Below are 23,879 nucleotides of genomic sequence, written 5' to 3' on the forward strand. Positions count from 1 at the left end.
GCCGGTAATGGCGAAAGATCTCGAGCGCGACCTGGGGCTGTTTGCCGTGATCGCGATCAGTATGGGAGCGATGATCGGGAGCGGGATCTTCATCCTCCCTGGCGTCGCGATGGCCGAAGCGGGACCGGCCGTGATCCTCGCGTTCGTAATCGCGGCGATTCTGGTCGTGCCGGCGGCGCTCTCCATCGCCGAACTCGGCACGGCGATGCCCGAAGCGGGCGGTGACTACGTTTTTATCGAGCGCGGACTGGGGCCGACGTTCGGAACCATAGCGGGCCTCGGGACGTGGCTCATGCTGATGCTCAAAGGATCGCTCGCGCTGTACGGCGGCATGTTCTACATCAACTTCGTCTACCAGCTTCCGACGTGGGATCTCGCCGTTCCCGCGGTCGAATCGACGCTTACGATCCCCGGCGTCCGCGCGCTCGGAATTACGTTCGCGATCGTGCTCATCGCGGTCAACCTCTTCGGCGTGAAACAGACCGGGGGGCTCCAGCTGATCATGGTCATCGTTATGCTCGCGATCCTCTCGGCGTTCGTCGCCGGCTCGATCATTCAGGTCGAAGGCGCGAACTTCGACGGCTTCTTCGACGAGGGGATCGATGGGATCCTCAGTGCGACGGCGCTCGTGCTGGTCTCCTACGCCGGCGTGACGAAAGTCGCTGCCGTCGCCGAAGAGATCGAGAACCCCGGCCGGAACCTCCCGCTCGGCCTGCTCGTCTCGCTGATCGCCACGGCCTTCCTCTACGCCCTGCTCGTGTTCGTCCTCGTCGGCGTCGTCGAGGGTGAAGCGCTGACCGGCACGGAGGAGCCGATGGCCGAGGCGACGGAGCTCCTCTTCGGCGAGGTGACGATCTGGGGCGGCATCCCACTCGGGACACTCGCCGTCGGTGCGATCGTCCTCGCTGCCCTGCTTGCCCTCATCAGCACCGCCAACGCGGGCATTTTGACCGCCTCTCGCTACCCGCTCGCGCTCAGCCGCGACAACCTCTTCCTCTCGAAGTTCGAGTATATCCACCCGCGGTTCTCGACGCCGTTCGTCGCCATCCTCACCACCGGTGCGATCATCATCTTCATCGTCGCCACCCAGGAGGTCGACGAGATCGCCAAGATGGCCGGCGCGTTCCAGATCCTCGTCTACATCCTCGTCTGCGGGGCGCTGATCGCCTTCCGCGAACGTGACCTCGAGTGGTACAACCCCGACTTCCACACGCCGGGCTACCCCTGGGTCCAGCTGTTCGGCATCTTCTCGGGAATCTTCATCATCTCCCAGATGGACGTCCAGGAGATCGTCGGCTCGATCGTCATCGTGATCTTCGGCTTCGTCTGGTTCCGCTGGTACGCAAAGGAGAAGGTCGAACGCGAAGGCGTCGCCAAGGGACTCGCTCGTCGGGAAGCTAGCAAGCAGTTCGTTCGCGACACCGAAGCGCAACTCGAGGAAGGAGCGGACTCCCCACAACCCGCCCGCGCTACCGACCAGTACGAACTGTTGATCCCGATCCGACAGGACGTCTCCCGTGAACAGGAGGACGCCCTGATCCAGATGGCCGCACCGATCGTCAGCCGTCGGAACGGCCGGATTCGCGTCGTTCGGTTCGACGAGGTGCCCGATCAGGTGCCTCTCGATACGGCCGCCGAGGAGCTCTCCGAAGCCGACATCGAGTTCGAGGAGCGAACCGACGAACTGGTCCGCTACCTCGAGGTGCCCGTCGAAGTCGGCGAGATTGTCAGTCACGACACGCGACACGCGGTCGTCAACTTCGCGGACCGAATCGGCGCGGATCTCATCCTCGCCCGCCAGGAGGCGACCAGCCGCCTCGGAACCCTCCTCGGGCGGGACACCGACTGGATCATGGACCACGCGCCCTGCGACGTCGTCTTCGTCCAGCACGAACAGCGGGTGCAGGTCGACGAGATCGCCATCGTCACCGACCGGAGTCCGTTCAACGATCCGCTCAAGGTCGAACTCGCGGACGCGATGGCGGACGTCCTCGGCGCACGCATCCGGTTCTGCTACGCCGTTTCCGAGAACGCTCCCGAGGAACTCACCGAGACGATCGAAGAGTACCACGCCGAGTTGGACGATCTCTGTACGGTGCCCGTCGACTCGACCATCGTCCGCGCGAACGACTCCGTCGAGGGTCTCTCGCGGGCGCTCGAGTCCGCCGATATCGTCATCCTGAGTACGGTGACTCACCGCAGGCTCCCGGACCTGGTGATCGAACAGCGATCCGACCGTCTCGCCGCCGCTATCGACCAACCGGTGTTGCTCGTCCACTCCAAGCAAACGCGTCGGGGCTCGTTCCTGCGGCCGATCCTCGACCGGGTGCTGTTCGACTGACTCGGTCCGTCCAATTCGGCGGCGCGGATCGACACGTCCCAAAACCCAGATCGCGCCGTCGAGCGTTCGGCCGAATCGACCGCGATATCGCTCGTGTGGTCTCGAGTGCGACACTCACAATGGATCGCCGGCGACACGAAACGCGAGTCGAGTGCTGAGTCGACACGTACGTTCTTCCCACGAGGGATTCTACACGACAACCACAGTTATGACTCCACGATCGGCGACACGCGACCTGGCAACCTCACTTTCGCCGGTCGTCGGCGTCGGTCTCACGGTCGCGATAACACTGGTAGCCGGGATCGCCGTCGGTTTCGTTGCAATAGCAATCGTCGGGTGAACGGTCCCTCTACGTCCTGCAGATCACGCTATCGTCGTCCCCGGTTCGTCGCCCCCGAGGAACGCATCCAACTCTTCGAGACCGAAAATAGACGCTTCAGCCTCGAGTGCGAGCAACGCTCGCACCTTCGCGACCATCCCGCCGGTCACGTCGGTCGAATCGCTGGCACCCAGCACGCTTTCGACGTCCTCGTAGGCCAAAATTCGCTCGATGACCGCCTCGTCGTCGTCCAGTACGCCCGGCACCGTCGAACAGAGGCCGATTCGGTCGGCCGCGAGGTCGCGAGCCAGTTCGGCCACCAGTTCGTCGCCGCTGACGACGGTCGCGCCCGAGCCCGCGTGGGCGATCATATCGCCGTGGAGGACGGGGACGAACCCCTCTCCGAGCAGCGTCTCGACCTGCCCGGTCGGGAGTTCGAGACGGCCCTCCTCGTCGCGGTGGCCCGCCGAGAACGGGTGGACCGGAACGGCCTGCACATCGCGCTCGAGCAGCCGCGTCAGCACGAACTGGTTCAGCGTTGTCATCGCGCCGTGGATCTCGAGCGCCGCGGTCGCGTCGTGCGTTCCATCAGTCGTGGAGACGCCGTGCTCGCTGGCGTTGTGGTGGCCGAAACTGCCGCCGCCGTGGACGATCACGAGGTCCGTCGATCCGTCTTCAACCGCGCTCGCGACGGCGTCGGCGGCCCGCTCGAGCGCCTCCCCGTCGAGCGTCTCCGGTCGATCCTTGTCCGTGATGACGCTGCCGCCGAGTTTCAGGACGATCATTCGAGTCGTTCCACCCCGGTTTCGGAGAGTTCGGCGCGGAAGGTGTCCTCACAGCCCGGCGTGTACGACAGCGCCGTCTCGGTCTCGTCGGTCGGATCGAGGGCGACGATACAGCCGCCGCCGCCAGCGCCCGTCAGCTTCGCGCCGTGGGCGCCGGCGTTTCTGGCCGCCCAGACCATCGAATCAAGCGAGCGCGAGGAGACGCCCAGCGCCGACAGCAGGCCGTGATTGAAGTTCATCAGTCGACCGAGCTCCTCGACGTCCGCCGCGGCGAGCGCCTCCTCGCCGTTTCGGACGATGTCGCCGATCGATTCGACCGTGTCCGCGGCGAACTCGTACTCCTCGCGGAGGTCGCGAACGCCGGCGACGAGTTTCCCGGTGTCGCCGGCCCCGCCGTCGAAGCCGACCACGATCGGGAGGTCGGGTGCCTCGAGCGAGCGACAGTCGGCATCCTCGACGCGGACGGCCCCGCCCGTGGCCGAACAGAACGTATCGGCTCGAGACGCCTGTCCGCCCTGGACCTCGTACTCCGTCTGATAGGCCCGCTCGGCGAGTTCCGCGGTCTCGAGCGTCGTGCCGAGTTCGCGAGTGCCGGCGTCGATCGCGGCGACGGCGACGGCCGCCGACGATCCCAGCCCCGCACCGAGCGGGATGTCGCTCTCGATCGTCACGTCGAAGCCGACCTCGTCCTCGCCGGTGACGTCCCGGACCTGCTCGATCGCGCCGTCGACGTACCCCATCGCCGCGGTGAGTAGCGACTCCTGGACGTCCACGTCCGGCGGTCCGTCGGCCGTCCCGCCGTACTCGACGGTGAAGCCGTCCAGACTGAGATCCTCGGCGTGAATGCGCAGTTTGCTGTCCGCCCGTTGCTCAACGCCGACCCGCGCCCGCACCTCGATGGCGCACGGAACCGCGGGCTCGCCGTAGACCACCGCGTGCTCCCCGAACAAGTACACCTTCCCGGGAGCGCTCGAGACTGCCATGGCCGGCCGTTCGCACGACGACGGTTAATAGCTATCTTCTCGGGACGATGGCCGCTCCGATCGTGATAGCCAGTTGACTCCCGACGGTGGTATTCGTGAGTGTTAACCAGCGGTGGTACCCAGTTCGTCTATGAACCGGAGAACGTATCTCGGCGCAGTGACAGGAAGTCTCACAGCGGGTGCAGCGGGCTGTCTCGACGGCTTCGCCGGCTCGGATATCGACGACGACGAACACCCCGTCGGCGCGTGGGCCGACGGCAGTATCGAGTTCGGTCTGCCGCCGTTTCAGAGCCAGGAGGAACTCGAAGAACAGTACGCGGGCACGTTCGAGTGGCTCGCGGACGGTTTCGAAGAAATCGACAGCGTCGACGGCGTGCCGACGACGAACTACAGCGGCGTCGTCGAAAGCGTCGTCAACGGCCACACCGAACTGGCGAACCTCTCGCCGTTCATCTTCGTCCTCGCTCAAGAGGACGACGTCCACCCGCTGGCGATCAACTGGTCGCACGGCTCGGACTCCTACCACACGTACATCGCGACCAGAGCCGACACCGACGTCGAGGAGATCGGGGACCTCGAGGGGAAGACCGTCGCGATGGTCGACCCGATGTCCGCCAGCGGCGGGATGTTCCCCCGCCACCGGCTCTCTCAGGAGGGACTGCACGCGGGCGACCTCGAGACCGACCCTGAGGACTTCGACATCCAGTGGGCCGGGAGCCACGACGCCGCGCTCCGCGTGCTCGAGGAGGGTCACGTCGACGCCGCAGCCTACGGCGACTTTCAACACCCCGACGACGACGAAATCGTCAAAATCGCCGAGAGCGATCCGATCCCGTTCGACGTGATCGTCGCCAAACCGGACACGCCCGAGGAAGTCCGCGAGGAACTCGCCGATCGACTCGTTGAGACGCCCGAGGAGGCGCTCGAGGACCACCGCGTCGACGAGTACGGCGAGTTCGATCCGGAGCTCTACGGCCACGTTCGCGACATCGCCGAGGAGATGGGCGTCGATATCGAGACGCTCGACGACGCCGAGGACGAGGGTAGCGATGACGACGAAGACAACGGAACTGACGACGACGGAACCGAAACAGACGACGGTGACGACGGGGCCGAAACCGGCGACGGGAACGAGACCGACGAGTAATCGCCCATGCTCACCGTTTCCGGCCTCGAGAAACGCTACGACGACGTCGCGGCGGTAGCCGACGTCTCGTTCGAACTCGAGCCCGGGTCGCTCGCGGTGCTGGTCGGCCGGTCGGGTGCGGGGAAGACGACGCTGTTGCGGTGCATCGATGGGTTGGAACGGCCGGATTCTGGTTCGATTCGACTCGCGGGCGAGCCGCTCGAGCCGACAGACGCGGCGTTGGTCTTTCAGTCGGGCGCACTGCTCGACAACAAATCGGCCCTCGAGAACGTCCTCGACGGCGGACTCGCGCGCGAACCCGTCTGGCGGGAACTGCTCGGGTGGCACACGCCCGCGGCGAAGCGGGCCGCGATCGAACGGCTTCACGCGGTCGACCTGGCCGGCTACGCGGACCGTCGCGTCGGCGACCTCTCGGGCGGCGAACGCCAGCGCGTGGGCATCGCTCGCGCACTCCAGCAGGAGCCGCGGGTGCTGCTGGCCGACGAACCGGTCGCCTCGCTCGATCCGGCGACCGCCCGCGCCGTCCTCGAGCGCCTCGCCGCGGTCGTTCGCCGCGAGAACCTGATCGGGCTCGTGAGCCTCCACCAGCCGCGACTGGCCCGTGAAGTTGCGGATCGGTACCTCGGGCTTTCCGACGGACGGCTCACGGTCAACGAGACGGCGACCGAGATGGATCCGGACCGAATCGCGGAGGTGTACCATGGCTGATCCCGACGCCGGAGTGGACGATCGATCCGGATCTGCAGCCCCCTCCGTCGGCGAGGAGTTCGATCGAATACAGGCCCGCTGGCGACGCCGATTCGTCGTTCGGATCGGTGCCGTCGTCGGGCTGGTCGCCGTCGTCCTCGCGACCGCACGGTGGCTCGGCTTCGATCTGGCGTACCTCTACGCACACCGCCGGAACCTGCGGGATGTTTTACTCGAGGAGATGCTCGCGCCCGCACAGCTCTGGGCGCAGTTGCAGTCGGACGGCTCGACGCTGGCGTCGGCGACCCTCGAGACGCTGGCTATCGCGGGCGTCGGGACGGCGATCGGACTCCCGCTCGCGTTCTGTCTCGGGATCCTCGCCGCGAGCAACGTGACGCCGAGAATCGTCCACGCCCCGCTGCGGCTGTTTCTGGGCGGCGTCCGCGCCGTGCCGAGCATGGTCTACGCGCTCCTGTTCGTGATCCTCGCCGGACTCGGCCCTGTCGCCGGCGCGCTCGCCATCGCGATGGGGACGGTCGGCGACCTCGGTCGACTCTTCGCCGACGAGATGGAGGAGATCGACCGTGCGCCGGTCGACGCCGTCGCCTCGAGCGGGGCCGGACTGCTGGCGACGACCGCCGCCGCTCGACTTCCGCAGGTGTCGACGGCCTACGTCGCGTGGACGCTGTTCTACCTCGAGATCAACGCCCGCAAGAGTTCGGTGCTCGGCATCGTCGGTGCTGGCGGGATCGGCTACCCGCTGTTCATGGCGTTCAACGCCAGAAACTACACGCGCGTGATGGCGGCGATCGTGGCGATTCTCGTCCTCGTCGTGAGCGTCGAACTCGTCGCGAATCGGCTCCGGAGCCTGCTCGACGCCGATCGGCGGGCCGCACGGAACTGACCGGGGCGGTGAGATCGCTCGAGCGCGCTCGCTCGGCCGCGGTAGCCGGATTTAAGCCGGTGTCCGCGCTACGCGGTCGTATGTCTCTCGTCCTGCCGAGCGAACTCGTCGTCGACCGGTTTCTCCCCACGGTTCGAGCGATGCTCGCGACCCGACTCGCCGATCGCGGCATGACTCAACAGGAGATCGCGGCCAACCTCGGCGTTACCCAGGCCGCCGTCAGCAAGTACGTCGGCGGCGAGAGCGGTGGCGACGATCGATTTCGCGAGCACCCCGAAACGGTCGCGACGGTCGACCGAATCGCCGACGGGCTCTCGAGCGGCGAGATGGACGGCTACGACGCGCTGGCCGAACTCCTCGCGCTCGTCCGTACTCTCGAGGACCGCGGGCCGATCTGCGAACTCCACGAGGAGGAGATGCCCGCCCTTCGCGGGCTCGGCTGTGACCTCTGCGTTCGCGGACTCGACGCCGACGTCCGGGCCGAACGCGACGTGCTCGCCGACGTGCGGACGGCCGCACGAACGCTGGCCGCGATTCCCGAGATGGCCGACTACGTGCCGAACGTCGGCACCAACGTCGGGATGTGTCTGCCGGAGCCGCGGGACGAGACCGACGTCGCCGCGATTCCGGGCCGAATCTACTCGATGGGTCGCCGGATCGAGATTCCCGCCAATCCCGAGTTCGGTGCGTCGAAACACGTCGCCACGGCTCTTCTCGCTGCTAACGCCGTTGATTCCGACGTCCGGGGTGCGATCAACGTCGCGACCGACGAAGGACTTCTCGAGGCCGCCGGAGAACTGGGGCTGGAACCGCTCGAGTTCGACGCCGATTACGAGGACCGCGGCGCTCATCTTCGGTCGCGCTTCGAGGGTCGGGGCGGGGTTCCGCTCGTGGCCTACCACGAGGGGGCGTTCGGCATCGAACCGACGACGTTCGTGTTCGGGTCGACGACCGGTGACGCGGCCCAACTCGTGGACGAACTGGTCGCGATTGCGTCGTCGTAACGGTTCGTGCTGGCCCGGGCTATCGGAACCGAGTCGGCGTGTTTGCGAATCGAACTCGAGTTCGTCGTCGTTCGGCGACTCGAGTGTCACATCCTGCTCTCGCGGATATCCGTCGTTTTGTCAGTTGTGACGGATCCTCACTCGTCGCTTGCACCTCGAAACGAGCGTATTCGCCCTCGAGTGCGATACCGACTACGAAGATAGCTGTGAGGATTTCCGGAATCGGTTCGACGAACGCGGTACGGTCACCCACGAAACATCCCACACCGGGGCGCGTTCGGGATCGAATCCACGACGGACGTGTTCGACACGACGGCGATCGACGCAGCCGAAGGAGTCGATGAACTGCTCGAAACTATTCATCATCGTCATAAATACCGTTCAGGCAGACTCTGTTCGGCAGTTGCGACGGGTCTCGAGGCGCCAGCCAACGACGAGTTTTCCGTACTGTCAGCACAATTGCAACAGCCACAATTATCAATTAAACAATAGTCGTCGCGGTTTCGAGAGCGTGTACGGTTCTAAGACGCCGATAGTAATGCGTGTCAATTGTATAGAATTATCTGTCTTAGCACGAATGGATATCATCATCACGATCCAGCACGCGGCGAACGTCCACTTCTTCAAGCACGTCGTCCGTGAACTCGAGAGGACGGGACACGACGTGCACGTGTTCGCTCGTGAAAAGGGGGTGGCTGGACGCCTTCTCGACGCGTACGACATCGATCACGAACTGCTCTGTGGGGAACCCGACGGCTGGCTCGGATTGGGACTGACGCAACTATCGTACGAGGTGCGACTGCTCCGGCGGGCACGCGCTATCGACCCGGCGTACATCGTCAGCAGTCACGGTATCGCCGCGACGCACGTCGCCACGCTGGTCGGCGCGGAGAGCCACGTCTACATCGATACCGAGACGGCGATCAACACCGGGAATCGACTGACCCTTCCGTTCGCGGACGCCCTCTACACGCCCGAGAGCTTCCGCGAAGAGTACGGCGACGATCACGTCACCTACCCCGGCTACCACGAACTCGCCTACCTCCACCCGAATCGATTCGAACCCGATCCGTCGGTCCTGCGCCGACACGGCGTCGATCCCGACGAACGGTACGCGGTCCTCCGGTTCGGCGCGTGGAACGGCAACCACGACGTCGGCAAGGCGGGGATCTCTCCCGAGGGGCGTTGCGAAATCGTCGACCTGCTCGGCGCCGACGGACGGGTGTACGTCTCCGCGGAGGGCGACGGATCGATCCCCAGCGGCGGCGAGTCGCTCCCCGTCCCGCCCGAGGCGTTCCACCACCTGCTCGCGTTCGCCGACATCGTCGTCGGCGAGGTCGCGACGACCACGCTCGAGGCCGGCGTCCTCGGGACGCCGACCGTTCGCATCAGCCCGTTCGCGGGAGAGAACGAGATGGGGAAGTTCAGGGAGCTCGAGGAACGCGGACTCGTCCGGTCGTTCCACACGACTCACGAAGCCGAAGGCATCGAGGCCATCGAGCGACTCTACCGCGATCCGAACGCCGCCGAGACGTGGGCGGACCGACGCGAGACGCTCCTCGAGGAGACGATCGACGTCAGCGAGTACGTGCTCGGGCAGCTTCTCGAGGATGTCGACGAACCGCCTCTGGAAACGGAACCACGGAGCGAGCCAGAACCAGCAACCGGAGCGCGGGTCGGGCTCGACCCAGCAACGGACGAACGCAACGAGCCGATTTCGAACCGATGAGGACCATACGCGTCCTGAGTCTCACCACGACTGATTGGCGGAGCTTCTATCAGAGTCAGCTTGCTGCACTCGGCGCTGCCGACGTCGAGGTGACGACTCTGCCCGTTCCGGGTGAACACCGCGCGCGCGACGACGACGTCGAGCAGCGAACGCCGATTGATTACGCCAGATATCTGCCGCAGGTACTCCGAGAAGCGGGCGACGACTACGACCTCGTTCACGCCAACTACGGGCTTACCTGTCCGTTCGCCGTCGCGGCGTCCTCGCTCCCGCGGACCGAGTTGCCGGTCGTCTGTACGCTCTGGGGCGGCGAGTATCGCGACAACCCCTACGCGTCGCTCATCGAACGGTTCGCCGCTCGAGCCGACGAGGTCGTCGTTCCATCGAACGCGATGGCCGGTCGCGTCGACCGATCCTGTCACGTCGTTCCGTTCCCCGTCGACACGGAACAGTTCCGGCCGATTCCACGGGCAGAGGCCCGCGAACGCGTCGGTTGGACGACCGACGAGCGGATCGTGCTCTTCCCCTACGCGCCGTCGCGCGAAGAGAAGAACTACCCGCTGGCGAAACGCGTCGTCGACGGACTCGAGGGAGACGTCAGCCTCCGGACCGTTGCCAACGAGCCCTACGCGGACGTGCCGTACTACCTGAACGCCGCCGACGCCGTCCTGCTCACGTCGCGATTCGAGAGCGGCCCGATGACGATCAAGGAGGCCGTCGCCTGTAACACTCCGGTGGTTTCGCGGGACGTCGGTTTCGCCCGCGAGGTGCTCGCGGATGTCTCGAACGCCGCGATCGCGGACGACGAGGAGACGCTTCGTGAGCGGTTGGCGGCCGTCCTCGAGACGGGCGAACCCGCGGACGGGAGACCGCAAATCACCGGGTACGGCACCGACGAGATGGGGGCGCGGCTCCGAGCTATTTACGAGCGCTGTCTCGAGCAAACGATGCGAGTGTGACATCCTCTCCGCCGTAAACGGCAGAGCTTCCCACAAGCGAAGGCTTGCTGGTTTGGGAGATTTACGGTTTAACATTCCCGAGGGAATGCTGGCAGTGCCACGCTACCGTTACCCCTATCCGCCGTCGTGAGATGGGGATTCAGGGTTATCTTGTGCTTCCTGCACCCTGCTCATCTGATGGAAGGGGTGCCTTCCACGACGAAAGGGCGAATCCCGATATTGTCTCATTAGGATAGGGCGGGTAGACCGCCTCGGTTAGCATTCAGTACGCCGTAGAACCGCTTAAAACTACGCGCGGACGCTGTATCCCCGCGCTGAAGCGCGAGGTTTTAGCGCCCTAATCCGCTTGATAACGTGCCGTATCCGGCTCTCCGATCCAAATCTCTGTGACAGCGCGGACGAACGATCGTCGATCGGGCGACGAATCAGTACTCAGAACCCGACGATAAGGCGGAACGGGATCCCGAGCGCGAAAATCGCGATCAGCGCCGCCGTCGCGACCACGACCGGGACCGGGATCGCCTTCTCTTCGAAATCGAACAGTGAATCGAACATACCTCCCGTTGGCACGGTTCCTACGTAACTCTGTTGTTCGTCTGTCCACTCGAGCGCGTCTCAGAGCGGTTCTCGGCGTTTGCACTCGGCAGTCGCTGACCGACTTCGTCGTCCACCCGAAAAACGAACAGTATCCGAATTCGAACGCGTTAGACCATGCTCTCGAAGTCCTCGAGCGAGTAGGACGGCTCCGCGCCGCGCTTGTCGAGGACTTCGTTCGCGAGAAGCCAGTAGACGACCGAGAGGGCCTTGCGACCCTTGTTGTTCGTCGGGACGACGAGGTCGACGTTACTGACCTGGTTGTTCGAGTCACACATCGCGATGACCGGGATGCCGACCGTGATGGCCTCCTTGACGGCCTGGGCGTCGCCGATCGGGTCCGTGACGACGACCACGTCGGGTTCGATGTAGCCGTCGTACTTGGGGTTGGTCAGCGTGCCCGGGATGAAGCGGCCGGTGCGGGCGCGAGCGCCCACGGCTTCGGCGAACTTCTCGGCCGGGAAGCGACCGTACTGACGGCTCGAGGTGACCAGGATCTGCTCCGGGTCGTAGTTCGCGAGGAAGTCCGCGGCCGTGCGGATACGGCCGTCGGTCTTCGAGACGTCCAGCACGTAGAGACCGTCGGTTCGGACGCGGTGGATGAACCGCTCCATGTCCTTGGTCTTCTGCTGGGTACCGATGTGGACACCGGCACCGAGGTAGTCCTCGACGGGGATGAGGAGGTCGGCCTCCTCGTCGCTCATGACGTCGTCGTCGAGCGTCGGCCCCTCGTCTTCGGGCTCCTCGTCGGTCACTGGTTCTGCGTCGGCGTCGGCCTCCTCGGCCTCGGCGTCGGCGGGCTGTTCCTCGGCTGGCTCGACGTCTTCCTCGGGATCGGCGGCGGGGCCAGGCCCTTCGGCTGGCTCCTCGTCGATCTCGTCTTCGGCGGCGTCGAGCCCTTCCTGGGTTGCGTCGTTATCTGTCATGTCGCGTCGTCTGCGATTCTGATGAGCTCGTTGAGCTTGGCGGTTCGCTCGCCGCCGACGGCACCCGTTTTGATGTAGGGTGCGTCGGTCGCGACGGCGAGGTGTGCGATCGTCGTGTCCTCGGTTTCGCCCGAGCGGTGAGAGATGACCGAGTCGTAGCCGTTCTGGGTCGCGAGTTCGATCGCGTCGAAGGCGTCGGTCAGCGTCCCGATCTGGTTCGGCTTGATCAGGATGCTGTTGGCCGCGTCGCGGTCGATGCCCTCGATGAGCCGATCCGTGTTCGTGACGAACAGGTCGTCACCACAGATCAGCGTCTGATCGCCGACCTCGTCGGTGAGTTCGGCGAAGGCGTCGTAGTCGTTCTCGTCGAGGGGATCCTCGACGTAGACCAGATCGTACTCGCGGACCAGATCGGCGATGTACGCGATCTGTTCGTCCGTGTCGCGGCTGACGCCGGCGGACTCATACTCGTAGGTCTCCGACTCGTCGTCGTACATCTCGGCGGCTGCGACGTCGAGTCCGAAGCCGATACCGAAACCGACCTCGTCTTCGACCTGCGACACCGCCTCGTCGACGATTTCGAACGCCTCCTCGTCGTCGATCGACGGCGCCCACGCACCCTCGTCGCCCTTGCCTGACGGAACGCCTCGTTCCTCGAGCAGGTCGGCGACGGCGTCGTGGACGGCGGCGTTGGCGAAGACGGCGTCTTCGACGTTCGGCGCCCCGACGGGGGCGACGAGGAACTCCTGAATGTCGGTCGCGTCGGCGGCGTGTTCGCCGCCGCCGACGACGTTGCCGAGCGGGATCGGGAAGTTCTCGCCGCGGAACGCACCGCCTAAGTGCTGGAACAGCGGCGCGCCGAGGACGTCGGCACCGGCTTTCGCGGCGGCCATCGAAATGGCGACCGCGCTGTTGGCGCCGATCTCCGAGAAGTCGTCCGTGCCGTCCGCAGCGCGGAGGATCGAGTCGACTTCTCGCTGGTTGCCCGCGTAGGCCTCACCGACGAGTCGGGGGACGGCGCGTTCGCGGGCCGCGGCGATCGCCTCGTTGGCGGGTCGCTCGACGGCCTCGTACTCGCCCGTGCTGGCACCGCTGGGTGCTGCAGCGCGACCGAATCCGCCGCTCTCGGTGACGACGTCGGCCTCGACCGTCGGGTTGCCCCGGGAGTCGAGGATTCGACGCAGCCGAACGTCGGTAATGCGCGTCATTTCCGGTCGTACCCCCGCTTGACGGTAAACGGCAGGACGCCGGCATCGTACTCTTCGGCGGCGATGAGGATCGGTTCGGTCTGCTTCGTCTCGATCAACACCGGCGCGCCGTAGGACACCTGCAGCGCTCGCGCGCCGAGGATGCGTGCTTTCTCGTAGCGATTGTGACGTTCCTGTTGCATGTTACTGGTATGGGGAGACGACGTCGACGAGGTCGGTGTGGCTGACGAGCATGCGACGACAGCAGTAGCGGTCGACGCCGAGTTCGTCGAGAACCTTCTGTGGGTCCTCGTCGCCCTCGTTCGCTCGCTCGTCGAACTCCTCCCAGTGTTCGCCGACGACAGTGCCACAGGTGAAACACCGGACCGGTACCATCATATCTGAATCACCTTAGCGGTAGGACTTCTGGTAGCGAGCCCGAGCTCCGGGGCCGCCCCACTTCTTCGGTTCGGACTGTCGAACGTCGTTGACCAGCAGCGAGCGGTCGAACTCCATGTAGGCGTCGCGGAGCTCCGCATCGTTGCTGTGCTGGACGATGCCGCGTGCGATGGCGGTGCGGACGGCGTCGGCCTGTCCGCTGATTCCGCCACCCTCGACGCGAACGTCGATGTCCATCTCGCTGCGGAGGTCCTCGCCGGCGATGCGGAACGGCTCGAGCATCTTGAGGCGGGACATCTCCGGCTCGACCAGTTCGACCGGCTTGGAGTTGATTCGGACGCGACCCTCGCCCTCGCGAACGGTCGCGCGAGCGACGGCGGTCTTCTTCTTCCCACTTGTGTTCGTTACCATGTGACGTTAGCACCGAGTTGATCGGAGACTTCGCCCAGGTGGACGAAGCGGATGTTCGACAGGCGATCCAGCGACGTGTCCTCGAGAATCTCGGCCTCGCGGTCGTCGTCGTCCTCGTAGGGGTTGCCGACGTAGACGCGAACGTTCTCGAGCGCCTCGCGACCGCGCGTCTTCTTGTACGGCAACATCCCGCGAACGGAGCGCTTGAAGATCGTGTCCGGTCGCTTTGGGTAGTAGGGTCCGCGGTCGGAGCCCAGCTGGATGCGCGTGCGGTAGTTCTCGAAGATATCCTCCTTGTCGCCGGTGATGACGGCGTCTTCGGCGTTGACGATCGCGATGCGTTCGCCGTCGAGTGCGCGCTGTGCGACCTCGCTGGCGACGCGACCGAGAATGCAGTCGCCGGCGTCGACGACGACGTCCGCGTCGAACTCTGCGATACTCATCGAATCACCCGGACGTTGGATCCTTCGGGGTTCTCTTCGAGCAGTTGCTCGAGCGGTACTGGCTCGCCGACCTGATCGATCTTCGTCTCTGCGGACGAAGAGAAGTTGACGGCGGCCACGGTGACGTTCTTCTGTAGTGCGCCGGAGCCCAGCACTTTGCCGGGAACGACGACAGTCTCTTCTTCGCGTGCGTATCGCTCGATGCGGCCCAGGTTCACCTCTGCGTGGGTGCGTCGGGGCTTCTCGAGTCGATCCGCAACGTCTCGCCAGACGTCGGCGTCCGCTTTGCGGGACGTCGACTTCAGCTCGGCGATGAGATCGTTGAGCCTCGGATTAGTTTTGCTACTCATTGGTTTCCTCCAAATACTGCGGGCTCGAGAGCGAGCGCGTGCTCGCGTCCTCGAGCGTTCGTGGAATCGATATCGGTTCGATCGAACCGAGCGAGAGACCGACCGCGGGTGGTCGTCTCTCTCCGGATCGATCGACTGCTGAGAAGTGGATGCAGGGAGCAGGATTTGAACCGCCGGGAGACGGTCGGTTTTGCAACCGCTCGACTCCCGTGGCTCAAATCTGCAGTTCCATTTTCACGACTCTTCCGTTCGGTCGAGTCGGAAAAATGCAGGGAGCAGGATTTGAACCTGCGGACTCCTACGAGACAGCGCCCTGAACGCTGCGCCGTTGGCCTGACTTGGCTATCCCTGCTCGCACTTCTGTCTATCCGTCGCCCCTTCAAACCCCTTTCGATTCCAGTGGACGCCGCCGCGCCAGTCTCGTCGCTCGCGGCGCTGGCGAACGGGCGTACGTCCGTGTGGGTGTGGGGGCGATGAATCATCGTTACAGCTGTACTGCGTCTTCGAGTTCGGTCGCACGCGCCTCGATCGAGTCGACGGCTCGCGTGACCAGTTCTTCGACGGTAAAGGAGCCGTCCGTCTCCACGCGGAAGACGAAGGCGTTCGGGACGTCCTCGACTTCGACCTGCTTACCGGGGTACCGGTTCGAGAGATCGTGGTCGAACTCGCTGGTCGGCACGAGTTCGCCGTCGTCCTCGATGACACCGCGGACGATCTGTGACTCCTGCTCTTCGAACTCCGGCAGGTCGTCGACGACCGACACGCGCTGGAGGTGTCGATACCCGACGGCGACACCGCCCTGATGTTTCGCGTGGTTCTTTCCGCGTTCGAGCACGGCGTCGGCCTCGGCCTCGAGGCGCTGGCCGTCTTTGAGCTCGATGATCGGCACGTTGTCGTCCGCGGGCTGGACGAGGTCGTCGCTCGAGACGAGATCGCCCGAGTAGGCGGTTGCCGGCCCTTCGACGTCGATCGAGAGCGTGACGGTGTCGTCCTCGACGAACTCGCCTTCCGGCGGGGTCGTCAGCGGGACGAGCCCGAGACGGAGCGCGAGTTGCTCGTCGAACATGACCGACGAGTTCTCGACGAACCGGACGGTATCGATCGCCATCGTCGGCACGTCGGCGACCATCGCGCGACGGATACCGTTGGCGAACGCGGGCGTCACGCCGCGGACGAGGAAGCGTGCGTCACGATCCTCGCGTTCGACGAACTCGACGTCGTACTCTGCTGTCATGGGTTAGTAGCCGCCCTTGCCTTTCGGTGCGCGCGATCCGTCGTGCGGGATCGGCGTGACGTCTTCGATGCGGCCGATCTCGATGCCGGCACGGGCGAGCGCGCGGATCGTCGCCTGTGCACCTGGACCGGGAGACTTCTGCAAGTTGCCGCCGGGGCCACGGACCCGAACGTGCAGGCCCGTGATGCCGGCCGCCTTGACCTCTTCGGCGATGGACTCGGCCATCTGCATGGCCGCGTACGGCGACGCCTCGTCGCGGTTCTGTTTGACCGCCGTCCCACCGGAGGACTTGGCGATCGTCTCCGCGCCCGTGAGGTCGGTCACGGTCATGACGGTGTTGTTGAACGATGCGTGTACGTGGGCAACGCCCCACTTGTCGTCGTCCTGGCTCATGTTATTGTCCCTCCGCTCGTTCCGGGTGGAGATCGTCCGCGAGTGGGCTGTTCTCGTCGAACGCGACGAGGTCTTCCTCGTCGACATCGACGACGTACGACGGGATGCAGTGACGCTGCTCCCCGATCACGATGTGGCCGTGGATGATGAACTGACGCGCCTGCTGTGGCGTGTTCGCCAGTCCCTTGCGGTAGGCGACCGTCTGGAGTCGTCGTTCGAGGACGTCTTCGATCTCGAGCGACAGGATGTCGCCGAGTTCGTCGCCCTCGTCGAGGACGCCGACGCGTTTGAGCCGACCGAGGAACTCCTCGGAGCGGCGGATGACGACCTCGTCGTCCTGGGCCTGGCCGAGCAGCTCTCGAGCCTCGCGCCGGTAGGAGCGAAGCTCGGACTGTGCTCGCCAGAGCTCTTCTTTGTTCGCGAGTCCGTAGCGGTCGAGCAGGGAGTGCTCGGAGGCGATCCGTTCACCCTGATACGGGTGGTTCGGCGTCTCGTACTGTTTGGTGTCGGTTCCGAGCGGCATTATTCGTCATCCTCCTCTTCGGCGGCGGCTTCCTCCGCCTGCTCTTCGCGGATCTCTTCGACGTTGACTCCGATGGTGCCCTCCGTACGACCGGTGGACTTGGTTCGCTGACCGCGAACCTTCTGGCCGCGCTTGTGGCGCGAGCCCTTGTAGGAGTCGATCATCTTCATCCGGTTGATGTCGTGCTGACGGGTCAACTGGAGATCGTTGCCGATCTCGTGGGTCGTCTCCCCGGTGTAGAAGTCCGACTGGCGGTTGGCGAGCCACTCGGGTACTTCGTCAGCGTAGTTCTCTACCTGTTCGACGACGGTCTCGATGACGTCGTCGTCGAGTCGACCGAACGTCGCTGTTCGATCGACACCCGCTTCGTCGGCGATGAGTCGGGCGGTCCGTCGACCGATACCGTTCATCTCCGAGAGCGAGCGCTCGACGGACTTCGTCCCATCGAGGTCGGTCTGACCGATGCGGACGAAGTACCGAAGATCTTCGTCGTCCTGTTGTTCTTGAGGTTCTTCCTCGCTCATGTGTCGTGTATGGTTGTCTGGTCTGCGCGCGTTGCAAACGCAACTGGCGAAAGCACGCCAGCGTGTGTTGAATACTGACGTCAGTTCGTCAGTATATCCGACGTTGTGGCGGGGATTCGAACCCCGGAGGCTTGACGCCACATGGTTAGCAACCATGCGCCTTGGGCCGCTTGGCTACCACAACACCGTGTCTCTATCATCGCCCTCCCGGACTCGGGGACTGCTCCCCTACACGTATTGCACCCGAATTTACCCCCGACGGGTACTTAAGCGCAACGAAAGGTGGCCGGGGTGGGCCGGATCGACCCGCCACGAACGACCGTCGATCGACCGCGACGCTCACCCTTTATGATGTAGGATCGGAAATTCCAGTATAGCCATGGATCTATACGAGGCCGAAGCCGCGTTCGAACATCCGGTACTCGAGCTCGACACGTTAGCAGAGATGTTCGAGGCGAGCGTCGACCGAAACGGCGACCGACCCGCCCAGCGGTACAAGGGCGGCATCTACAGCCGATCGATCGCCGGCGACGGTGACGGGACGCCGCTCGAGCCCGCCCCAGACGGCGAGTACGCGGCGATCACCTACGACCGAATGGGCGAACTCGTCCGCCGGCTCGCGGCGGGCGTTCGCGATCTCGGTGTCGCCGACGGCGAACGCGTGGGAATCTTCGCGGACACGCGCATGGAGTGGGCGCTGTCGGACTTCGCGCTCTTAGCTGCCGGTGGCGTCGTGACGACCGTCTACAAGAGCTCTTCGCCCGACCAGATCCGGTACCTGCTCGACGACCCCGGTGCCTCGGGCGTCGTCGTCGAGAACGAGAAACTGCTCGAGCGCGTCCTCGAGGTCGAAGACGATCTCGCCCTCGAGTTCATCGTCGTGCTCGACGCCCTCGAAACCGACGAGTACGCGGACCGCGAGGATATCCTCACGCTCGGTGATCTCTACCGCCGGGGTGCCGAGCGATTCGATCGCGACGAGTACGAGTCGTGGCTCGAGAGTCGCGATATCGACGACCTCGCGAGTCTAATTTACACCAGCGGGACGACGGGCCAGCCGAAAGGAGTTCGACTCACGCACGAGAACCTCCGCTCGAACATCAACCAGACCTACCGGCGCTACGGCCCGCGGCCGGACAAAGACGCGGACGATCCCACGATCGACGAGGAGACGCAGGTCGTCTCGTTCCTGCCGCTCGCACACGTCTTCGAACGCACCTGTGGCCACTTCATGCTCTTCGCGGCGGGCGGCTGCGTCGCCTACGCGGAGAGCCCCGAGACGCTCACCGAGGACCTCCCCGCGATTGCGCCGGACAGCATGACGAGCGTCCCGCGCGTCTACGAAAAACTGTACGACGGCATCCGGGAACGGGTCGGTCAGGACGAGGCGAAAGCCGACGTCTTCGAGTGGGCCGTCGACGTCGCCCGACGCTACCAGGCGGCCGACGACCCGAGCGACGAACTCGAGAGCGAACTGGCGAGCGCCGATCAACTGGTCTTCGCGGAGATCCGCGAGAGCATGGGCGGCAACATCGAGTCGCTCATCAGCGGCGGCGGCAGCCTCTCCCCGGAGCTCTGCCGGCTCTTCCACGGCATGGGCCTGCCCATCTACGAGGGCTACGGCATGACCGAGGCGTCGCCGGTCGTCGCGACGAACCCGCCGGCGGACGCGCGCATCGGAACGATTGGACCGGCGCTCTCCGGCCTCGAGACGAAGATCGATAGCTCGGTCGTCGGCGACGACGATTTCGACGACGAGGGCGAGGTCGGCGAACTGCTCATCAGGGGGCCGAACGTCACGGACGGGTACTGGAACAAACCCGACGCGACCGAGGGTGCGTTCACCGAGGACGAAGACGGCAACCGCTGGTTCCGAACCGGCGACATCATCCACGAACGCCCCGACGGCTACCTCGAGTTCCGCGAGCGGACGAAACAACTCGTCGTGCTCTCGACCGGGAAGAACGTCGCGCCGGCTCCCATCGAGGACGCCTTCGCCTCGGTCGACGTCGTCGAACAGTGTCTGGTCGTCGGCGACGGCGAGAAGTTCGTCGGGGCCCTGCTCGTTCCGAACGTCGACGCGCTTCGGAGTCGGGCGGAGAACGACGGCGTCACCCTTCCCGACGACATCGAAACGCTCGTCGAGAACGAGTGGGTGCTCGAGCAGGTCGAGGCGGCCGTCGACGACGTCAACGAGGCGTTCGAATCCTACGAGACGATCAAGGCGTTCCGGCTGGTCCCCGAGGAGTTCACCGAGGCGAACGACCTCATGACGCCGACGATGAAGAAGAAGCGCTCGAAGATCGAAGACCGGTACGACCACCTCGTCGAGGAGATCTACGCCGCCGACGAGGCGGTCGGCAAAAGTTCGGACTGATCCGACCCACCACGTCCGATGGGTCAATTTATTATCATACGGCCGCTAGCTCACGATAACTGGTGTCCCGATCGAGCCTCCTCCGTCGATTAGCTGTCGCCGCCTGCGCGATCGTCGCCATCGCGCTCGTGGCGGCGACCATCCGCTCGCCCCTCGAGACCGGCAGCGACGGCACGGGAGGTGGCAGCGGAGGCGGCGAGGGGGACGGCGTCGGCCAGCCGGCGCCGCCGGAGAGCGCCCCCGACGCGAGTGTGCCGGCGTTTCTCGAGTACCTGATCGTGCTGTTGCTCGTCGTCCTCGCGCTCGCGATCGTGTGGTATCTCCTCGCCCACCGACGCGAGGCGGTCAAACTGATCGCGATCGGTTTGGTCGTCCTCTTCGTCACGGCTGTGCTGGTGTACGCCGTGATGACCGTGTTGCCGTTCGTCGCGGGCGAGTTCGAACCGCCGGAGCAGTTCTCGGAGAGCGGGGAGGGAGGGGGCGGCGAGGGTGGCTCGTCCGGCTCCGAGGAGGACACCTCATTCTCTACCGGACCGATGTTCGTCCTCCTAGCGCTGCTCACGGCGATCTTCCTCGGCGGACTGTTCCTCTCTCGTGAGTCCGGCGGGGCCGAAGACCGACGGTCGGGCTCCGATCTCGCGGACGACGACTCGCGGGTCGACGGGGAGACGACCGCTGCCGTCGGGACGGCCGCGGGCGCGGCGGCCGACCGACTCGAGGACACAGACGAGTTCGACAACGCCGTCTACCGCGCCTGGCGGGAGATGACCCAGCCGCTCGAGGTCGATCGACCCGACTCGAGCACGCCGCGGGAGTTCGCCCGCGCCGCGACCGACGCCGGAATGGACCGTACCGACGTCGACGAACTCACGCGGTTGTTCGAGGACGTCCGGTACGGCGACGCGCCGACCACGCCCGAGCGGGAGGCCCGGGCGATCGAGGTGCTCCGCCGGATCGAATCCGAGTACGCCGACCCGGATTCGGACTCGAACGACGGCCGAATCGATCCGCACCCCGTCGAGGAGCATCGATCCCGGGGTGAGAATCGGTGAACACCGCTCGCATCGCGGTGCTGTTCGGGAGCGTCACGTTCCTCGCGGCGATCGGCACGGTCGTCGGAGTGTTCGATCTCGGGTTGACGAGCGAGACCATCGTCTTCGTCGGACTCGTCGCGTTCGGTATCGGGCTCGTCGGACTCTCCCGCGCACACGGCGACCACCATCACGCTGGGACGCCCGACCCCGAACAACGGACCGAGGTTCCGGTTCCCGGTCGATCGCTCACCGACGCAGTCGATGCGTTTCGCGGGATGAAGTCGAGCGTCGTCGTCGACAGCAACCGGCTCACTGCCAAGATCAGGACGGCTGCAATCGTTGCACTGACGCGCTTCGAGGGGCTCTCCGACGAGGAGGCGGTTCGACGCGTCGAGGACGGCACGTGGACCGACGACCGAACGGCGGCGGCATTCCTCTCGGAGTCCGAAGAGCTTCCATCGCGGTCGATCCGTCGACGACTGGCGGCCGTCGTTAACCGGTCCGACGAAACCAGGTACCAGACCGGTATCCGACACGCGGTCGCCGCGGTCGTCGCCGTCAGCACCGAGCCGTTCGCCGACGAGGGCGACGGTTCGGGTGACGAATCCGATCGGTCGGCTGCCGAATTCAGTCGCCCCATCGACGACCGTAACCGATCGTCACTGTCCACGTACGGCCGCTCGTCCGTCTCGCACGCTCGGTCGCGGTCGAACCGCCGAACGACGACCGACCCCGTCGAGGACGTTACAGCCCGTCGTCCTCGCCCGACCGGACACTGGTCCGGCGTCGGTGCCATCGCGCTCCTCGCCGTCGGTATCGGTGCCATCGCCGAATCCCCGGCCGTCGTCCTCGCCGGGGTCGTCGGCGTCGGCTACGCCGGCTTCGCCCACGCCACCGAGCCGCCGGCGCTCGACATCTCCCTCGAGCGAACGGTCAGCGACGACGATCCGGAGCCCGGCGACGACCTCGAGGTCACCCTGACGATCACGAACGAGAGCGGCGCGTTCGTCCCCGACCTGCGACTCGTCGACGGCGTCCCCCCGGGAATGGCGGTCACTGAGGGGACGAGTCGCCTCGGAACCGCGCTGCGACCGGGGGAGTCGGTGACGCTCGAGTACGCCGTGACAGCCCGCCGAGGGAGCCACGCGTTCGATCCCGCACTCGTGCTCACCCGCGATCTGTCGCGGTCGACGGAACGCGAGCAGTTCGTCGGCGCCGAGACGACGGTCGTCTGCGAGCCATCGATGCGTCCGCTCGCGTCGGCGGTGCCGCTCCGAGACGCGACGGCGGCCTACGCCGGCCGAATTCGGACCGCAGAGGGCGGTTCCGGAACGACGATTCACTCCGTTCGAGAGTACCGAAAGAGCGATCCGCTCAACCGGATCGACTGGAATCGCCGCGCCAAGACGGGCGACCTCGCGACCCTCGAGTTCCACGAGGAGCGGGCGGCTCGCGTTGTCGTGCTGGTCGACGCGCGACTGGCCGCCTATTGCGCGCCGCGGCCCGATGCGGCCCACGCCGTCGATCGGTCGGTCGACGCCGCGGGACGGATCGGCGCGTCGCTGCTCGCGACGGGCGAAGCGGTCGGTCTCGCGGCTATCGGGCCGGTCAGTCGCGACGCAACTGGACGGTCGTCGGGCGATCCGTGCTGGCTCGCGCCGGGATCGGGACGCCACCACGAGGTGCAGTTTCGGGAGTCCCTCGCAACCCATCCCCAGTTCGCAACGCTCCCGCCGGACGGTAACTGCCATTGGCGCCGACAGCTGCGGACGATTCGCCGGCAGCTCTCCGGCGACAGTCAGGTCGTCTTCCTGACGCCGCTGTGTGACAACGCGTCCGTCGAGATCGCCCGACAGCTCGAGGCCCACGGCCATCCGGTGACCGTCGTGAGCCCGGATCCGACGGCCGATCGGACGGCCGGACAGCAGCTGTCGCGGGTCGCCCATCGGGTCCGAGCGATAGATCTCCAGCGAGCGGGGATTCCGGTCGTCGATTGGCCCGACGAGGAGTCGTTGGACACCGTGTTCGCACGCCACGCGGGTGGTCGTCGATGACCGAGGACGGAGACGGCGGTGACCTCGGAGAAGGGGTCACCCGAAAGCCCACCGTCCTGCTGTGCATCGCCGCGGCCGTCGCCGCCTCAGTCAGCGTTCTCTCGACTGCCATCGGTCCGTCCAGTGCGGTCACGTTCGGTGCCGTCGGTGCGGTTATTTTCGCCGCCGGACTCGTCCGATCGCGCCAATCGGCGCTCGACGCCGGCGCGCTCGCTATCTTCGCCGGTATCGTCATCGGAGGCCTCGAGCAAACGGCGGTCGAACCGACCGTCGTCGGAACAATCGCCGTCGTCGTCGCGTGGGATCTCGGCCACAGCGCCGTCGCCCTCGGAGACCAACTCGGCCGCGAAGCGCAGACGCGCAGACTCGAGACGGTCCACGTCGTCTCGAGTCTCCTGATCGGGCTGTTCGCGGGGACGGTCGGCTACGCAGTTTACGTTGCGGGCGGCAGCCAGCCGGTCGCCGCGGCCGTGTTGCTGTTGCTCGCGGCGATCCTACTGATCGTCGGTCTCGGAAGACGACGTGGCCGGTCCGCCGTCGAGAGTCGATCGAGTCTCTCGCGAAACCGGTAA

At 65.5% G+C, this 23,879-nt stretch carries 25 protein-coding genes and 2 tRNA genes; 11 read left to right on the forward strand and 16 right to left on the reverse strand.

What is annotated here, in order from left to right; all coding sequences use genetic code 11:
* Positions 1-7: 7 nt before the first annotated feature.
* Entirely contained in the window at positions 8-2,341 is a 2,334-nt protein-coding gene (locus tag BLT08_RS04640) for a universal stress protein (RefSeq protein ID WP_090303590.1), read from the forward strand.
* Positions 2,342-2,704: 363 nt separating this feature from the next.
* On the opposite strand, the gene BLT08_RS04645 is transcribed toward BLT08_RS04640, so the two are convergent.
* Both BLT08_RS04645 and mvk read right to left on the reverse strand, forming a co-directional pair.
* A complete protein-coding gene (locus tag BLT08_RS04645) occupies positions 2,705-3,445 on the reverse strand; it encodes an isopentenyl phosphate kinase (protein WP_090303591.1) in 741 nt (246 codons plus the stop codon).
* Positions 3,442-4,428 (reverse strand): mevalonate kinase, encoded by a 987-nt coding sequence (gene mvk, locus BLT08_RS04650; RefSeq protein ID WP_090303592.1) that lies wholly within the window; start codon positions 4,426-4,428, stop codon positions 3,442-3,444. Before mvk ends, BLT08_RS04645 begins: the two co-directional genes overlap by 4 nt.
* A gap of 130 nt (positions 4,429-4,558) precedes the next feature.
* Between mvk and BLT08_RS04655 the strand changes: the two genes are divergently transcribed.
* The 6 genes from BLT08_RS04655 to BLT08_RS04685 all read left to right on the forward strand — a co-directional run bounded on the left by BLT08_RS04655 (position 4,559) and on the right by BLT08_RS04685 (position 10,858).
* A complete protein-coding gene (locus BLT08_RS04655; RefSeq protein WP_090303593.1) occupies positions 4,559-5,575 on the forward strand; it encodes a phosphate/phosphite/phosphonate ABC transporter substrate-binding protein in 1,017 nt (338 codons plus the stop codon).
* A gap of 6 nt (positions 5,576-5,581) precedes the next feature.
* The gene (locus BLT08_RS04660) at positions 5,582-6,283 is read left to right on the forward strand and encodes a phosphonate ABC transporter ATP-binding protein (RefSeq protein ID WP_090303594.1); all 702 of its coding nucleotides are present in this window, start codon (positions 5,582-5,584) and stop codon (positions 6,281-6,283) included.
* Positions 6,276-7,166, forward strand: a complete 891-nt coding sequence (gene phnE, locus BLT08_RS04665) for a phosphonate ABC transporter, permease protein PhnE (RefSeq protein WP_090303595.1) — start codon at positions 6,276-6,278, stop codon at positions 7,164-7,166. The genes BLT08_RS04660 and phnE overlap by 8 nt, the downstream gene beginning before the upstream one ends.
* 80 nt (positions 7,167-7,246) lie before the next feature.
* Positions 7,247-8,170: a thiamine-phosphate synthase family protein gene (locus tag BLT08_RS04670; protein WP_090303596.1), complete on the forward strand. Its 924-nt coding sequence runs from the start codon at positions 7,247-7,249 to the stop codon at positions 8,168-8,170.
* A gap of 577 nt (positions 8,171-8,747) precedes the next feature.
* A complete protein-coding gene (locus tag BLT08_RS04680; protein WP_090303598.1) occupies positions 8,748-9,899 on the forward strand; it encodes a DUF354 domain-containing protein in 1,152 nt (383 codons plus the stop codon).
* Positions 9,896-10,858 carry a glycosyltransferase family 4 protein gene (locus BLT08_RS04685; RefSeq protein WP_090303599.1) on the forward strand — a complete coding sequence of 321 codons (963 nt, stop codon included), beginning with the start codon at positions 9,896-9,898 and terminating at the stop codon, positions 10,856-10,858. Before BLT08_RS04680 ends, BLT08_RS04685 begins: the two co-directional genes overlap by 4 nt.
* A gap of 432 nt (positions 10,859-11,290) precedes the next feature.
* On the opposite strand, the gene BLT08_RS23555 is transcribed toward BLT08_RS04685, so the two are convergent.
* The 14 genes from BLT08_RS23555 to BLT08_RS04750 all read right to left on the reverse strand — a co-directional run bounded on the left by BLT08_RS23555 (position 11,291) and on the right by BLT08_RS04750 (position 18,026).
* Complete coding sequence (locus tag BLT08_RS23555; RefSeq protein ID WP_281245250.1) at positions 11,291-11,413, reverse strand: hypothetical protein; 123 nt, start codon at positions 11,411-11,413, stop codon at positions 11,291-11,293.
* A 149-nt stretch (positions 11,414-11,562) separates the two neighbouring features.
* The gene (gene rpsB, locus BLT08_RS04690; protein ID WP_006088594.1) at positions 11,563-12,378 is read right to left on the reverse strand and encodes a 30S ribosomal protein S2; all 816 of its coding nucleotides are present in this window, start codon (positions 12,376-12,378) and stop codon (positions 11,563-11,565) included.
* Positions 12,375-13,586 (reverse strand): phosphopyruvate hydratase, encoded by a 1,212-nt coding sequence (gene eno / locus BLT08_RS04695; RefSeq protein ID WP_090303600.1) that lies wholly within the window; start codon positions 13,584-13,586, stop codon positions 12,375-12,377. The genes rpsB and eno overlap by 4 nt, the downstream gene beginning before the upstream one ends.
* Entirely contained in the window at positions 13,583-13,768 is a 186-nt protein-coding gene (locus BLT08_RS04700) for a DNA-directed RNA polymerase subunit K (RefSeq protein ID WP_006088592.1), read from the reverse strand. Before BLT08_RS04700 ends, eno begins: the two co-directional genes overlap by 4 nt.
* 1 nt (position 13,769) lies before the next feature.
* Positions 13,770-13,964, reverse strand: a complete 195-nt coding sequence (locus BLT08_RS04705; protein ID WP_090303601.1) for a DNA-directed RNA polymerase subunit N — start codon at positions 13,962-13,964, stop codon at positions 13,770-13,772.
* A gap of 12 nt (positions 13,965-13,976) precedes the next feature.
* Positions 13,977-14,375 carry a 30S ribosomal protein S9 gene (locus tag BLT08_RS04710; protein WP_090303602.1) on the reverse strand — a complete coding sequence of 133 codons (399 nt, stop codon included), beginning with the start codon at positions 14,373-14,375 and terminating at the stop codon, positions 13,977-13,979.
* Positions 14,369-14,818, reverse strand: coding sequence for a 50S ribosomal protein L13 (locus tag BLT08_RS04715; protein WP_090303603.1), 450 nt, complete (start codon positions 14,816-14,818; stop codon positions 14,369-14,371). Before BLT08_RS04715 ends, BLT08_RS04710 begins: the two co-directional genes overlap by 7 nt.
* Positions 14,815-15,168: a 50S ribosomal protein L18e gene (locus BLT08_RS04720; protein WP_006088589.1), complete on the reverse strand. Its 354-nt coding sequence runs from the start codon at positions 15,166-15,168 to the stop codon at positions 14,815-14,817. Before BLT08_RS04720 ends, BLT08_RS04715 begins: the two co-directional genes overlap by 4 nt.
* A gap of 267 nt (positions 15,169-15,435) precedes the next feature.
* Positions 15,436-15,520 (reverse strand) — tRNA-Leu (locus BLT08_RS04725).
* Positions 15,521-15,652: 132 nt separating this feature from the next.
* The gene (locus BLT08_RS04730) at positions 15,653-16,402 is read right to left on the reverse strand and encodes a DNA-directed RNA polymerase subunit D (protein WP_090303604.1); all 750 of its coding nucleotides are present in this window, start codon (positions 16,400-16,402) and stop codon (positions 15,653-15,655) included.
* 3 nt (positions 16,403-16,405) lie between these two features.
* Positions 16,406-16,795 carry a 30S ribosomal protein S11 gene (locus BLT08_RS04735; RefSeq protein WP_006088586.1) on the reverse strand — a complete coding sequence of 130 codons (390 nt, stop codon included), beginning with the start codon at positions 16,793-16,795 and terminating at the stop codon, positions 16,406-16,408.
* Position 16,796: 1 nt separating this feature from the next.
* Positions 16,797-17,318, reverse strand: a complete 522-nt coding sequence (locus BLT08_RS04740; protein WP_090303605.1) for a 30S ribosomal protein S4 — start codon at positions 17,316-17,318, stop codon at positions 16,797-16,799.
* Positions 17,318-17,842 carry a 30S ribosomal protein S13 gene (locus tag BLT08_RS04745; RefSeq protein ID WP_006088584.1) on the reverse strand — a complete coding sequence of 175 codons (525 nt, stop codon included), beginning with the start codon at positions 17,840-17,842 and terminating at the stop codon, positions 17,318-17,320. The genes BLT08_RS04740 and BLT08_RS04745 overlap by 1 nt, the downstream gene beginning before the upstream one ends.
* 101 nt (positions 17,843-17,943) lie before the next feature.
* Positions 17,944-18,026 (reverse strand) — tRNA-Ser (locus BLT08_RS04750).
* A 195-nt stretch (positions 18,027-18,221) separates the two neighbouring features.
* On the opposite strand from BLT08_RS04750, the gene BLT08_RS04755 reads away from it, so the two are divergent.
* The 4 genes from BLT08_RS04755 to BLT08_RS04770 all read left to right on the forward strand — a co-directional run bounded on the left by BLT08_RS04755 (position 18,222) and on the right by BLT08_RS04770 (position 23,879).
* Positions 18,222-20,219, forward strand: coding sequence for an AMP-dependent synthetase/ligase (locus BLT08_RS04755; RefSeq protein WP_090303606.1), 1,998 nt, complete (start codon positions 18,222-18,224; stop codon positions 20,217-20,219).
* 62 nt (positions 20,220-20,281) lie between these two features.
* Positions 20,282-21,271, forward strand: a complete 990-nt coding sequence (locus BLT08_RS04760) for a DUF4129 domain-containing protein (protein WP_245724144.1) — start codon at positions 20,282-20,284, stop codon at positions 21,269-21,271.
* Positions 21,268-23,307, forward strand: coding sequence for a DUF58 domain-containing protein (locus BLT08_RS04765; RefSeq protein WP_090303608.1), 2,040 nt, complete (start codon positions 21,268-21,270; stop codon positions 23,305-23,307). The genes BLT08_RS04760 and BLT08_RS04765 overlap by 4 nt, the downstream gene beginning before the upstream one ends.
* On the forward strand, positions 23,304-23,879 hold the full coding sequence (locus BLT08_RS04770) for a DUF7519 family protein (protein WP_090303609.1): 576 nt from the start codon (positions 23,304-23,306) through the stop codon (positions 23,877-23,879). The genes BLT08_RS04765 and BLT08_RS04770 overlap by 4 nt, the downstream gene beginning before the upstream one ends.

Origin of the sequence: Natronorubrum texcoconense, from assembly GCF_900100335.1 — an archaeon.
Taxonomy (GTDB): Archaea; Halobacteriota; Halobacteria; order Halobacteriales; family Natrialbaceae; genus Natronorubrum; species Natronorubrum texcoconense.